This window comes from Nevskia sp. (genome assembly GCF_023266035.1).
GTDB lineage: Bacteria > Pseudomonadota > Gammaproteobacteria > Nevskiales > Nevskiaceae > Nevskia.
The window spans coordinates 15,965-29,129 of the sequence record NZ_JAHFRY010000020.1 but is presented as its reverse complement, the minus strand read 5'-3'; the positions used below and the strand labels follow the sequence as shown (position 1 = coordinate 29,129).

The window sequence follows — 13,165 nt, the reverse complement described above, 5'->3', positions numbered from 1 at the left end:
TCTCCGGGCTGCCTTAAGGGCCGTGCTACTTGCCCTTCCAGACCGGCGCCCGCTTCTCCATGAACGCCTGCCCGCCTTCGCGGGCATCGGCGGACATCATCAGCCGCCCGCCGGCTTCCAGGCTCAGCCGCGACAGATCGGCGTCGCTCTCGTCGATGCAGGACTTCAGCAGCTGGATGCTTTCGCCGATCGCCAGCGGCGCGTTCACCGCGATCGAGCGCGCCAGTTCGACGGCGCGTTCGATGACCTGATCGGCCGGTGCCAGTGCGTTGATCACACCGTGACGATGCAGCAGTTCGGCGGCCATCGGTTCGCCGGTGAGGATCGCCTGGGCAGCGAGATTGCGTGGCAACACGCGCGGCAGGCGGGCAACACCGCCCGCGGCGGCGATGATGCCGCGCTTGACCTCGGGCAGGCCAAATGCGCTGTTATCGGCAGCGACGATCAACTCGCAGGCCAGCGCCAGTTCGAAGCCGCCGCCGAGTGCCTGGCCGCGCACTGCAGCGATCCAGGGCTTGCGGCGCACGGCGTTGACGAAGCCGGCGAAGCCGCCTTCGACGGCCATCAGTTCCTGCAGCGCGCGCGGGTTCGACATCGCCGACAGATCAAGCCCGGCGCAGAACACTTCCGGCCGCGATGACGCGAAGACGACGACGCGAATCTCCGGATCGGCCTCGGTCACCTTGATGATCTCGGCCACCGCCCGCGCCAGGCGGGCGTTGACCGCGTTCATCCGCAGCGGCCGGTTCAGGGTGACCACGGCGACGTAGCCGTCACGCCGTTCGAGCAGCACCGGGCTGCCGGGGGCGCCGACCGGCGGCAGATCAGCCGCCTCGAAGCTCCAGCGCATCTGGCCATCGACCAGGGCGATGCGGCCGGGCAGGCCGATCGGTTCGCGCGAGCCTTCGATCAGCAGCGCCTGGGCGCGCAGATCGCCGGCCGGAATGGCGGCAACGGTGCGCGCGCCGTCCGGCGTGCGGGCAACGATGGTGGCCAGCTGTGGATCGCCACCGCCGTCGTACTTGACCAGATAGGACTCGACCGTCGCCGGGCCTTCGTAGCTGTCCAGCACCGTCGGCGCAGGCCCGCGCCCGGCGTCGACTTCGGCTTGCAGATCGAAATCCTGCGGTGGCTTGGCGGGTGGCCGCGTGGCGAGCACGGCGGCGTGATGCTTGGTGACATAGCCGCCGTTGCCATAGAGCAGGCCGGTGCTCGCCGTGCCGCCGCGCAGCTTGCGGACCATTGCGGTGATCGCGTGGCTCATGAAATCGCCGAGCGGGCCGCCGAAGAAACTCAGGCCGCCGGTGACGCTCGGCGCAACACCGTCGCGCACCGGGCCGAGCGCACGCAGCGCCAGCTTCGGAATGCAGGGGAAGCAGCTGTAGATCTCCATCGCATCGAGATCACTAGCCTGCAGGCCGTTGACCGCCAGGGTGCGCTGCAGCGCGGTCGCCATCGGCAGGCAGCTGCTGAAATCCGGACGGGACAGGAAATCGTCGATGTCGGTGGCGCCGGCACCGGACCAGACATAGATCAGCCGGTCCTCCGGCACGCCGGCCGCGAGTGCCGCGCCGCGCGAGGTGACGATGATCGCTGCACCCTGGTTGACGAACAGCTGGGCGACCATCCGCTTCGGATACGGATAGGAGATCGGCCGGTTCTTCGAAGTCGGCGTGGCGATCTCCTCGGCGCTGTGGCCCTTGCGATCCCAGGCCAGCGGATTGTCGGCGGCGACCTCGGCGTAGCGCGCCCACAGTGCAGCGGATTCGTTCTGCGCTTCGCTGGCCGTCTGGCCCCAGGCGGCGCGGGTGGCGTTCTCGTACAGCGTGTAGACCTCGGTCGGGTCCTTGAGGCCGTAGCGGGCGGCGAGCTTGGTCACATAGGCCGAACCATCGAGCATCGGCGCCGCTTTCGAAACCTGGGTCCAGCCATCCGGCTGCTTGCGCTGCATCGCCGCCGCCTTCACCGATCCGAAAGCCTCGGCACCGCAGATCATCACCGTGCCGGTTTCACCGGATGCGATCGCAACCGCGGCCTGCATCAGATAGCGCACCGGCGAATCGCCGCTGATGCCTTCGGTCGGGATCACCGTCGGCGTGATGCCCAGCGTCTCGGAGACCAGACCGGGCAGGTCCTCGTAGGGCCAGGTCAGCTGCGGCACCACGTACAGCCGATCGACCTTGGCCAGCCAGCCGCCACCGGCGTCCTGATCGGCGAGACGCGCCGCCTGCTCGATCAGGCGCATCGGCTCATGGCCGGATTGACCTTTCTCCGGGCGGTCGGTGATGTCGCCGACACCGATGATTACCGGCAGGCTGTCGAGGTTTTGCATGCTTGCTCCGAAGGATCGCGAACTGGAAAAGCGCTGAGGCCGCGATCATGCCGAAGGAGGGGGCGGTAAGTCTGGTAACCCCTCTGCCCTCTCCCGCAGGTGGAGAGGGGAGACCAGCAGGCAGCGCGGAACTGAAAGCCCACCCCCTTGCGAGAGAGGGTTGGGAGAGGGGGGAGGCTGATGGCGGCGGCAAGGTCATCCCTATCGAGCTTGAAAAAGGCACGGCCGGTCGCTTAATAATTATTAACAACTACGGAGCCTCGCCATGCCGACCAGCGTCGCGCTGACCGATCACCTCGAATCGTTCATCCAGAGCCAGATCGCCAACGGCCAGTACAACAACGGCAGCGAAGTCGTGCGGGATGGGCCGCGGCTGCTGGAACGGCAGCAACAGCTCGAAGCGGCGAAGCTGGACGCCATGCGCAAGGCAGCTCAGGCCGGTTTCGCAGACATCGCCGCCGGCCGCTCCATGGAATTGAAGCCGGAAGACATCGACACGTGGGTTGCCAATCTCGGCAAGCCGGCCAAGACCAAGCGTTCAGCGCCTGCCCAATGAACTCTGATTCTGAAAAGTGGCGGCGCATGGCTCTGAGACGTGCGCTGGGAAATCGCGCGCCATCAGCACCCAAGCGGCGTTCGGCCTCTGTGGAGGCCTATCTCGTCGCGCACGCCTGCTTTTCTTGTTGCAAGAGCTTCAAAGTGCATCCGCGTACCGACGCAGTCGCTCGCTGCCCGCAGTGTGGGAGTGAGATTCACTGCATGGGACGGTCATTTCGGGCGCCAGCAATGAAGAACACGGAGCAGTGGGCCAAGGTTCAAGCGCTCTACGCTCACGGTTTCAGGTTCTTCAGCTATCGCAGCTACCCCGATGCGCCGCGTTTGCCTGAGCGTCTCCGAGAGGTTCCGTTGTTTGTGGCAGCCAATCCAGCTCATCCGTTCCGCGTAGCACCACCCGATCAAGCGCTCCAGCCAATCACTCCGCTGCTGCTGAGCTTCAACGCTGGGGCGCGGGACTGAGGGCGGATTTCAACGATCTGCAGTCGCGCCTTGCCAGTCAAGCCCAGACCACCGCCTCCCGCCGAGCCACCCAGCCCTCGAACGAATCTCCATAAAGCGCCTCCAGCGCCGCCCGCTTGACCTTGAACGTCGGCGTCACCAAGCCGTTGTCGACGGTCCAGGCGTCTGGCACCACGATCAGGCAATCAAGGCGTTCGTGGGGGTCGAGTTGGGCGTTGACCTGTTCGCGCAGCGCGGCGAGTGACGTGCTGATCGCGGCGCGGCCGGCTTCGTCGTTGCGTTGGTCGGCGACGGCGGGTGACAGCATCAGCAATGCGAAAGGTTGCGGGTAGCCGAGGCCGGCGACGCAGACGGCTTCGATCTGGGGATGGGCGCCGAGCCGGTTCTCGATGCCGGCCGGGGCCACGTATTTGCCCTTGGCGGTCTTGAACGCTTCCTTGGCACGGCCGGTGATGCGGAAATAGCCTTCCGCGTCGACATCGCCGACATCGCCGGTGCGCAGGTAGCCGTCCGGCGTGACCGCTTCGGCGGTTTTCGCCGGCTCGCGGAAGTAGCCGAGCATCATGCCCGGGCTCTTGACCAGCACTTCGCGGTTGGCGGGATCGATGCGCACTTCGACCTCGTCTGCCGGCTGGCCGACATAGCCGATGCGAGCACGTCCACGCCGGGTGATGTGCGAGATCGCCATGTTCTCGGTCATGCCGTAGACCTCGAGCAGTTCCAGCCCGAGATCGCGATACCAGTGATGCATGTCGGGTGGAATGGGCGCGGCGCCGGACATCGCGACGCGCGCGGCATCGAGCCCAAGCTGGCTGAGGATCTGCTGGCGCACGGCCGGGCCCTTGACCGGATCGGCCAGCATCGCGGCCAGGGTGGCCTGCGGAATTTTCGCGTTGACGCCCTGGCGGAACTTGGTCCACAGCCGCGGCACGGAGAAGAAGAACGTCGGCCGGGCGCGCTGCAGATCGGCGGCGAAGGTATCCAGCCCCTGCGAGAACCATACCCGGCAACCACTGGCCAGCGAATGCAGTTCGGAGGCGACTCTGTCCGCGACGTGGGCCAGCGGCAGATAGGAGATCAGCCGATCGTCGCGGCCGGTGCCGAACACCGTGGTCAGCAGCTTTGCGGAGGCGACCAGGCTGGCGAAGCTGTGCATCACGCCTTTCGGTGTGCCGGTGGTGCCGGAGGTGTAGATGATCGTCGCCAGCTCGTCGATGCGGCGCGAGCTTGCCGGGGTCAGCGGCGGCGTGGTTGCGATGATCGCGTCCCATTCGGTGACCGGAGTGCCAGCACTCGGCGGCGCGGCGTTGGGCAGATGGATGACCGGCAGGCCGTCTGGGATGCCGCCGCACATCGCATCGCGATCATCGGAGTCGAGCTTGCCGAGGAATAGCGCCTTCGCTTCGGAGTGGTCGAGCACGTAGCGCACCGAACTGCCGGTGAGCGATGGGTAGATCGGCACCGACACATGGCCGGCCATCCAGATCGCGTAATCGGCGAGGAACCACCAGGCACTGTTCTTGGACAGCAAGGCGATCCGCGAACCCGGTTCCCAAGCTTGTGCCAGCAGGTGCGCGGCCATTCGCTGCGCTTCGGCCTGCGCTTGCGCCCAGGTCCAGTCGCGGCACTCGCCATTGGCCAGCGGCTGGCTCAGGTGAATCGCATCGGGCGTGGTCTGCGCCCAGTGGGCGAGCAGGTTCAACGGCAGGTAATCATTTTCCTGGGCAGCATCGGCTTTGAAGGCGGACAAGCGTTTCTCCTCGAAAACGGTGGCCGCGGTCTTGGCCGGCGGCATCGGATAGCCGGGCGATGATGCCGAGGCCGGTGCGGACAAGGAAGCTGCGAAACGGACATCGGCCGAGGATTCCGGACGACGTTTGTCGGGCGAAGCCATACGGTGACGAATGGTGGCTGGTACGTCAGCCGCTTATTTTTTAAGCTTGAACAGCTATTCAATAAACCTTGAACAGCTATTCAATAAACAAACAGTGCCGGACACCGGGCCCCGAAGCATCGCGCTAGCGCGTAACGAGGGCCGCCACGATCCGGTTTCCAGGTAGCACCACGCGAGGAGTTCCGTTCATGAGCACTGTCGTTTCCTATCTTCCGACCGCGAACTCCGCGCAGTCCCAGTTCCAGACCCAGGTCAGCGAGACCGAGATCCGCCGCGTGTTCGAGGCCCAGCGCACCACGGCCCTGCGCCTGCGCACCTCGACGCTCGACGAGCGTCTGGCCAAGATCAAGAAGCTCAAGAATGCGGTGCTCGCGCACAGCGCGGAAATCATTGCCGCCGGTGCTGCCGACTTCAAGAAGCCGCCGGCCGAAGTCGATCTGACCGAAGTGCTGCCGGTGGTCGCTGAAGCGAATGACGCGATGCGCGGCCTGAAGAAGTGGATGAAGCCGATGTCGGTCTGGCCGTCGCGGATGACCTTCGGCCTCAGCGGCTGGGTGCAGTACGAGCCGAAGGGCCGCACGCTGATCATCTCGCCGTGGAACTACCCGGTAAACCTGACGTTCTGCCCGCTGATCTCGGCGCTCGCCGCCGGCAACACGGTGATCCTCAAGCCATCGGAAATGACCCCGCATCTGTCGGCGGTGATGGTCAAGATCGTCAAGGAAAACTTCAGCCCGGATGAAGTGGCGATCTTCGAAGGCGATGCCGCCGTTTCCAGCGCGCTGCTGGCGCTGCCCTTCGACCACATCTTCTTCACCGGCTCGCCGGCGATCGGCAAGGTGGTGATGACCGCCGCCGCCAAGCATCTGACCAGCGTCACCCTGGAACTGGGCGGCAAGAGCCCGACCATCGTCGACGCCACGGCGGACCTGAAGCTCGCCGCGCAGAACATCCTCTGGGGCAAGTTCACCAACAACGGCCAGACCTGCATCGCGCCGGATCACATCTACGTGCACGCCTCGGTCAAGGACGAGTTCGTGCGCCAGTGCCAGGCGGTGCTCGAAACCAGCTACGGCGCCGATGCCGCCAGCCAGCAGCAGAGCCCGTTCCTCGCCCGCATCGTCAACACCCGGCACACGGCGCGCATCCGCGGCCTGCTCGATGACGCCACCGCCAAGGGCGCCAGAGTGCTCACTGGCGGCAAGGTCGACGAGAGCGACTGCTACATCGCGCCGACCCTGATCGACAATATTCCGGCGGACGCCAAGATCATGTCCGAGGAAATCTTCGGGCCGCTGCTGCCGATCATCCCGTTCAGCCAGATCGACGAAGTGATCGACCGCATCAACGCCGATCCGAAGCCGCTGGCGCTGTACGTCTGGAGCAAGCACGAGCCGACCATCAACGCGGTGCTGAAGAAGACCTCGGCCGGCGGCACCTGCATCAACCACACGGTCGTCCACTTCCTGCACGGCAACCTGCCGTTCGGCGGCGTCAACAACTCCGGCATCGGCCGCGCCCACGGCCACTACGGCTTCAGGGATTTCTCGCACGAGCGCGCCGTGATCCGCACGCGCTTCATGCTGGCCAAGATGTTCTTCCCGCCGTACACCGACCGGATGCGCAAGATCGTCGCCCTGTTGATGAAGACGGTCTGAACTTCGCAGCAGTCGGGTAGTCTCTCCGGAGCCGATGAACCGCCGAATCGCCATTTCGCTGCTGACCATCCTCGCCCTGCTCTGGCAGGGCGCGGTGTCGGCTGCGATGGCGCCGGCGATGCTGGCGATGGCTGCAAAGGTGCCGGTCTCTACTCACGAGACCGCGCCGATGAAGCACTGCCACGATATGGCCGGCATGCAGGCATCGGCTACTGCCGATGAAACGCCTGCGCCTGCCAAGCCTTCCTGCTGTGCTGCCGGCGCGTACTGCCTGTGCGCCGCGGCCTGCGGCAGCGCGGCGCTGCCGATGCCGGCTCTGGCGCTGAACCTGTTGCCTGCTCCCGCCTCGTTGCCTGCCGCGATGACCTCGGTCACCGCCGATGCAGCGCCGCCTCACCCGTTCCGACCTCCGATCGCGGCCTCCGTCTGACGTTCACCAAGCGCCGGATTTTCTCCGGCGTGCCTTGCGTTCGCTGCGGAGCCGTCCATGTCTCGCCCCCTGTTGTCGCGTGCCCGGTGCACGCTCGCCGGCCTGCTGTTCGGGCTGGCCGTGCTGCCTGTTGCAGCGCTCGAAGTTTCTGAACCACCGCCTGCCGAGCCGCTGACGCTCGATGCCGCGCGCCGCATTGCCGTCGATCATCAGCCGATGCTTGAAGCGCAGGCGCTGGCGATCGACGCTGCGCGCGAATCGGCAGTCGCCGCGCGGCAATTGCCGGATCCGCAGCTGAAAGGCGGCATCAGCGATCTGACCATCACCGGCGATCACGTCGGCACCCTGACCCGGCAGAACGACACCCAGTTCACTGTCGGCTTAGCGCAAGCCTTTCCGCGTGCCGACAAGCGCCGGCTGCGTGGCGAGCGGGCCGAAGCAGAAGCCGGGCTGGCCGAACGCCAGTTGCGCAAGGACGCACTGAGCATCGAGCGCGATGTCGGCCTCGCCTGGCTCGATGTCTGGAAGCCGCTGCAGGCGCTGAACCTGGCGCGCGCCAGCGAGCGCGAAGCGCAATTGCAGCTCGACGCGTTGCGCATCGCCTATCGCAATGGCCGTAGCGCCCAGGCCGATGTCCGTGCTGCAACGGTGGCGCTGGAACTGCTGCGCGACCAGATCGCCAAGCTCGAGCAGGACGGCTATCACGCCCGCGGCACGCTGTCCCGCTGGCTTGGAGAAGCGGCCTACGCACCGTTGCCGGCTGGCACGCCAACCTTCCCCGAGCCGCCGCCGCTGGGCGCGATGCTGGAAGCGCTGCGCCGCCATCCGCATGTCGATATCGCCGCCGCCGAAGTGGAAGTCGCGGCCGCCGATGTGGCGCTGGCGAAGCAGGCTTACCGGCCGGATTTCAGCGTTGAAGTCGGCTACGGCCACCGGCCGGCGTTCAGCGATTACATCAACCTGCAGGTCGGCATCGATCTGCCGGTGTTCACCGCCAATCGCCAGGATCGCGGCCTGGCCGCGCGGCAGGCCGAGCTGGCCCGTGCCGAAGCGCTGCGTGAAGACAGCTGGCGCGAGCACGCCGCCGAGCTGCGCCTCAACCATTGGGACTGGATCCTGCTCGGCCAGCGCCTGAGCCACTACGACGACACGATCCTGCCCGAGGCCGATGCCCGCATCGAAGCGGCCCGCCTGGCCTGGGCCGCCGGCAGCGGCAGCCTCGCCGCCGTGCTCGAAGCCCGCCGCGCCGCGCTCGACCTGCGCCTGAGCCGACTCGATCTCGAAACCGACCGCAGCCGCCATGCGCTGGCGCTGCGCTACCTCGGCGCCACTGCCGACACCTACGCCGCAGGAGCCCACTGATGAACCGTCCCTTGAATCGCGCCTTGCTCCTCGGCCTCGCAGCGCTTGCTGTCATCGCCGTTTTCACCGTGCTGCTGTTCCGGCCCGGCAAGCCAGCGGAGCCCGTCGAGCAGGCCGCCGAGCCTCAAGCGCTGTACTGGTACGACCCGATGGTGCCGGACAGCCATTTCGATAAACCCGGCAAATCGCCGTTCATGGACATGCAGTTGGTCCCTAAGTACGGCGATGTGCCCGCGGAAGCTGGCACGGCGCAGGACGATGACGGCGCCTTCCGCATCGACCCGCGAGTGGTGCAGAACCTGGGCGTGCGGCTGGCGACGGTCGAGCGGCAGGCGCTGACGCAGCGGCTGCTGGCGGCCGGCGTGATCACCGTCGACGAGCACCGCATCGAAGCCGTGCAGGTCCGTGCGGCCGGCTGGGTCGAGCAACTCGCCGTGCGCGCGGTCGGCGACCCGGTGCGGCGTGGGCAACTGCTGGCGTCGGTCTACTCGCCGGAACTGCTGGCCGCGCAGGACGAATTCCTGCTCGCGCAGCGCAGCGGCGATGCCAGCCTGAAGGACGCTTCCCGCGCGCGTCTCGCGCTGTTCGGGCTTGGCGACGCACAGATACGCCGCATCGCGGCGCGCGGCCAGGCCGAGCGTCGGGTTGATTACCTGGCCAGCAACGATGGCTACGTGATGGAACTCGGCGCACGCCAGGGCGCGATGCTTAGCCCCGGCATGACCCTGTTCCAGATCGCCAGCCTGGACACCGTCTGGCTGGCTGCCGAACTGCCGGAAGCGCAGGGCGCGGCGATCAAGCCCGGCGATGCGGCCAGCGCCACGGTCGCCGCCGTTCCGGGCGAGGCCTTCGCCGGCAAGGTCGAATACGTCTATCCGGAACTGAGCGGCGCAACCCGCACCGTGAAGCTGCGCATCACCCTGCAGAATCCCGGCGCGCAGCTGCGGCCCGGCATGTACGCGACCGTGCAGCTCGAAGCTGCGGCGCGTGCCGTAGCGCTGACCGTGCCCACCGAAGCGGTGATCCGCACCGGTACCCGCAGCGTCGTGCTGATCGCCGAAGACGAGGCGCGCTTCCGGCCGGTGGCCGTGCGCACCGGCGTCGAGGTCGGCGAGCGCATCGAAGTGCTCGACGGCTTGAGCGCAGGCCAGCAGGTGGTCGCCAGCGGTCAGTTCCTGATCGATTCGGAAGCGAGTCTGCGGGGGGCGCTGGATCGCTTGTCGGCACCGGCTGCCGAGCCACAACCGATGGTGGATCCGCACGCTGGCCACGTGATGCCAGCCGAACCTGTGAAAGACCCACACGCCGGCCACGAAGGCCACCAGGGCCACCAGCCATGATCGCCACGATCATCCGCTGGTCGATCAGCAACCGAGTGCTGGTGCTGATGGTCACTGCAGTCCTGGCGTTGTGGGGCACGCGAGCGGCGCTGACCACGCCGCTCGATGCGATTCCGGACCTCAGCGACACCCAGGTGATCATCCGTACCAGCTGGCCGGGGCAGGCACCGCAAGTGGTCGAGGATCAAGTCACCTATCCGCTGACCACGACGATGCTGTCGGTGCCCGGTGCGCGCACGGTGCGCGGCTATTCGATGTTCGGCGACTCCTTCGTCTATGTGATCTTCGATGACGCGACCGACCTGTATTGGGCGCGTTCGCGTGTTCTCGAATACCTCAACCAGGTCAGCGGCCGATTGCCGCCTGCGGCGCGGCCGACACTGGGTCCGGATGCCACCGGCGTCGGCTGGATCTACGAGTACGCACTGGTCGATCGCAGCAATCGTCTCGACATCTCCCAGCTGCGCGCGATCCAGGACTGGTTCCTGAAGTACGAGCTGAAGAGTGTCGAGAACGTGGCCGAAGTGGCCAGCGTCGGCGGCCTGGTCAAGCAATACCAGATCGTTCTCGATCCGGATCGCCTGCGTGCCACCGGCACCACCATCAGCACCGTGATCGACGCCGTGCGCGCCAGCAACAACGAAGCCGGCGGCTCGGTGCTGGAGCTGGGCGAAGTCGAATACGCAGTGCGCGCCAGCGGCTATCTGAAGACGCTCGACGACTTCCGCGCGATACCCGTTGGCCTCGGTGCGGCCGGGGTGCCGGTGCTGCTCGGCGATGTCGCCCGCGTGCAGATCGGCCCTGAACTGCGGCGCGGCGTTTCCGAGCTGGACGGCAAGGGCGAAGCGGTCGGCGGCATCATCGTCATGCGTTCCGGCAAGAACGCGCTGGCAACGATCCGCGCGGTACGCGCCAAGCTCGAAAGCCTGAAACCGGGCCTGCCGGCAGGTGTCGAGATCGTGCCGACCTATGACCGCTCGGAGCTGATCCTGAACTCGGTCGGCACGCTGAAGACGCGGCTGATCGAGGAGATGATCGTCGTTGCTCTGGTCTGCGCGCTGTTCCTGTTCCATCTGCGCTCGGCACTGGTCGCAATCGTCAGCCTGCCGCTCGGCATTCTGGCCGCATTCGCGGTGATGAAGGCGCAGGGGCTGAACGCCAACATCATGTCGCTCGGCGGCATCGCCATCGCCATCGGCGCGATGGTCGATGCCGCGGTGGTGATGATCGAGAACGCCCACAAGCATCTCGAACACGCGGGCCGCAGCGAGACGCTGAGCTTCGAGGAACGCGTGAAGATCATCACCGCGTCGGCCGTCGAAGTCGGCCCGGCGCTGTTCTTCTGTCTGCTGATCATCACCCTGAGCTTCGTGCCGGTGTTCACCCTGGAAGCGCAGGAAGGCAAGCTGTTCGGCCCGCTGGCGCTGACCAAGACCTATGCGATGGCCGCGGCGGCGGGCTTGTCGGTGACCCTGATTCCGGTGCTGATGCTGCTGTTCATTCGTGGCCGGATTCCGGACGAGCAGCGCAATCCGCTGAATCGTCTGCTGATCGCCGTGTACCGGCCGGCGCTCGCGTTCGTGCTGCGCCATCCGGTGGCGACACTGGTCGCATCGGGCCTGCTGATGCTGTCGGCGCTGATCCCGATCGCGCGGCTCGGTACCGAGTTCATGCCGCCGCTGATCGAGGGCGATCTGCTCTACATGCCGTCGGCATTGCCGGGCCTGTCGGCGGACAAGGCCTCGCAGCTGATGCAGCAGACCGATCGGCTGATCATGCAATTCCCGGAAGTGGAACGGGTGTTTGGCAAGGCCGGGCGTGCCGAGTCGGCGACCGATCCGGCCGGGCTGGAAATGTTCGAGACGACGATCCGCTTCAAGCCGCGCAGCGCCTGGCCGGACGCTGGCAAATCACAGGACGCGCTGATCGACGAGTTGAACACCGCGCTGGCGATTCCCGGCCTCGCGAACCTCTGGGTGCAGCCGATCCGCAATCGCATCGACATGCTGTCCACCGGCATCAAGAGCCCGGTCGGTGTGAAGATCGCCGGTGCGGATCTGAAGGTCATCGAGCAGATCGGCACCCAGATCGAAACCCTGCTGAAGGACGTGCCCGGTACCCGCTCGGTCTATGCCGAACGGGTGCGTGGCGGCCGTTATGTCGACGTGCGGCCGGATCGGTTGAAGGCCGCACGGCTGGGCCTGTCGATCGCCGATGTGCAACAAGTCGTGACTCTCGCGATCGGCGGCGAGAACATCGGTGAGACCATCGAAGGCCGGCAGCGCTTCCCGATCAATCTGCGCTATCCGCGCGAGCTGCGTGATTCGGTGGCTGCCCTGCGCGTGCTGCCGATCGTCACTAAAGCCGGCGCAACGATCACGCTCGGCGAAGTCGCCGAGATCGCCATCAGCGATGGGCCGCCACAGTTGAAGAGCGAGAACGCGCGGCTCAACGGCTGGGTCTATGTCGACATTGCAACCGGGATTGGGGGCCGCGATCTTGGCGGCTACGTCCACGATGCGCAGGCGCTGATCGCTGCGAAACTGAAACTGCCGGCTGGCTATTCGGTGGCCTGGTCCGGGCAGTTCGAGTATCTGGAGCGCGCCGAAAAACGCCTGCAGCTGGTGGTGCCGTTCACCCTGTTCATCATCCTGATCCTGCTGTACCTGACGTTCCGCGCTTTCCTGCCGGCGCTGCTGATCATGGCGACCTTGCCGTTCGCGCTGGTCGGTGGGCTGTGGCTGCTGCTGGCGCTCGACTACAACCTGTCGATCGCCTCGGCCGTCGGCTTCATCGCGCTGGCCGGCGTGGCGGCCGAGTTCGGCGTGATCATGCTGATCTATCTCGATCAGGCGATTGCCAGGCGCGGTGCTTCGTTGACGCGAGCCAGCCTGTGTGAGGCGATCGAGGAAGGCGCGGTGCTGCGCGTGCGGCCGAAAGCGATGACCGTTGCGGTGATCGTCGCCGGCCTGCTGCCGATCCTGATCGGTGGCGGCACTGGTTCGGAACTGATGCGGCGGATCGCGGCGCCGATGGTCGGCGGCATGATTTCGGCACCGTTGCTGTCGCTGTTCGTGCTGCCGGCCGCGTATCTTTTGCTGCGCAGACGCAAGCTAGACTCAGGACCATGAA

9 protein-coding genes are annotated in these 13,165 nt (G+C 66.4%); 7 read left to right on the top strand and 2 right to left on the bottom strand.

Translation table 11 applies throughout. The annotated features are described in order from the left end of the window. Positions 1 to 25 precede the first annotated feature (25 nt). Positions 26 to 2,332: an enoyl-CoA hydratase-related protein gene (locus tag Q0D45_RS04595; protein WP_293389169.1), complete on the bottom strand. Its 2,307-nt coding sequence runs from the start codon at positions 2,330 to 2,332 to the stop codon at positions 26 to 28. Between the two features lie 265 nt (positions 2,333 to 2,597). On the opposite strand from Q0D45_RS04595, the gene Q0D45_RS04590 reads away from it, so the two are divergent. Further along, a complete protein-coding gene (locus Q0D45_RS04590) occupies positions 2,598 to 2,888 on the top strand; it encodes a type II toxin-antitoxin system ParD family antitoxin (protein WP_293389167.1) in 291 nt (96 codons plus the stop codon). Positions 2,889 to 3,118: 230 nt separating this feature from the next. Then, on the top strand, positions 3,119 to 3,349 hold the full coding sequence (locus Q0D45_RS04585; protein ID WP_293389165.1) for a hypothetical protein: 231 nt from the start codon (positions 3,119 to 3,121) through the stop codon (positions 3,347 to 3,349). A gap of 37 nt (positions 3,350 to 3,386) precedes the next feature. Here Q0D45_RS04585 and Q0D45_RS04580 read toward each other — a convergent pair whose 3' ends face one another. Further along, the gene (locus Q0D45_RS04580) at positions 3,387 to 5,243 is read right to left on the bottom strand and encodes an AMP-binding protein (RefSeq protein ID WP_293389163.1); all 1,857 of its coding nucleotides are present in this window, start codon (positions 5,241 to 5,243) and stop codon (positions 3,387 to 3,389) included. Between the two features lie 188 nt (positions 5,244 to 5,431). On the opposite strand from Q0D45_RS04580, the gene Q0D45_RS04575 reads away from it, so the two are divergent. Genes Q0D45_RS04575 through Q0D45_RS04555 form a run of 5 tightly spaced genes read left to right on the top strand, consistent with a single transcriptional unit; the run spans position 5,432 to position 13,164 of the window. Further along, positions 5,432 to 6,901: an aldehyde dehydrogenase family protein gene (locus Q0D45_RS04575; protein ID WP_293389161.1), complete on the top strand. Its 1,470-nt coding sequence runs from the start codon at positions 5,432 to 5,434 to the stop codon at positions 6,899 to 6,901. Between the two features lie 34 nt (positions 6,902 to 6,935). Then, positions 6,936 to 7,331, top strand: a complete 396-nt coding sequence (locus Q0D45_RS04570) for a CopL family metal-binding regulatory protein (protein WP_293389159.1) — start codon at positions 6,936 to 6,938, stop codon at positions 7,329 to 7,331. Between the two features lie 57 nt (positions 7,332 to 7,388). Further along, entirely contained in the window at positions 7,389 to 8,693 is a 1,305-nt protein-coding gene (locus Q0D45_RS04565; RefSeq protein ID WP_293389158.1) for a TolC family protein, read from the top strand. After that, entirely contained in the window at positions 8,693 to 10,033 is a 1,341-nt protein-coding gene (locus tag Q0D45_RS04560; protein WP_293389156.1) for an efflux RND transporter periplasmic adaptor subunit, read from the top strand. The genes Q0D45_RS04565 and Q0D45_RS04560 overlap by 1 nt, the downstream gene beginning before the upstream one ends. After that, entirely contained in the window at positions 10,030 to 13,164 is a 3,135-nt protein-coding gene (locus Q0D45_RS04555) for an efflux RND transporter permease subunit (protein WP_293389154.1), read from the top strand. Before Q0D45_RS04560 ends, Q0D45_RS04555 begins: the two co-directional genes overlap by 4 nt. Position 13,165 lies beyond the last annotated feature (1 nt).

Excerpts from the sequence above, each read along its gene's own strand:
- Q0D45_RS04595 (WP_293389169.1), bottom strand. The coding sequence starts at position 2,332 with ATGCAAAACCTCGACAGCCTGCCGGTAATCATCGGTGTCGGCGACATC.
- Q0D45_RS04590 (WP_293389167.1), top strand. The coding sequence starts at position 2,598 with ATGCCGACCAGCGTCGCGCTGACCGATCACCTCGAATCGTTCATCCAG.
- Q0D45_RS04585 (WP_293389165.1), top strand. The coding sequence starts at position 3,119 with ATGAAGAACACGGAGCAGTGGGCCAAGGTTCAAGCGCTCTACGCTCAC.
- Q0D45_RS04580 (WP_293389163.1), bottom strand. The coding sequence starts at position 5,243 with ATGGCTTCGCCCGACAAACGTCGTCCGGAATCCTCGGCCGATGTCCGT.
- Q0D45_RS04575 (WP_293389161.1), top strand. The coding sequence starts at position 5,432 with ATGAGCACTGTCGTTTCCTATCTTCCGACCGCGAACTCCGCGCAGTCC.
- Q0D45_RS04570 (WP_293389159.1), top strand. The coding sequence starts at position 6,936 with ATGAACCGCCGAATCGCCATTTCGCTGCTGACCATCCTCGCCCTGCTC.
- Q0D45_RS04565 (WP_293389158.1), top strand. The coding sequence starts at position 7,389 with ATGTCTCGCCCCCTGTTGTCGCGTGCCCGGTGCACGCTCGCCGGCCTG.
- Q0D45_RS04560 (WP_293389156.1), top strand. The coding sequence starts at position 8,693 with ATGAACCGTCCCTTGAATCGCGCCTTGCTCCTCGGCCTCGCAGCGCTT.
- Q0D45_RS04555 (WP_293389154.1), top strand. The coding sequence starts at position 10,030 with ATGATCGCCACGATCATCCGCTGGTCGATCAGCAACCGAGTGCTGGTG.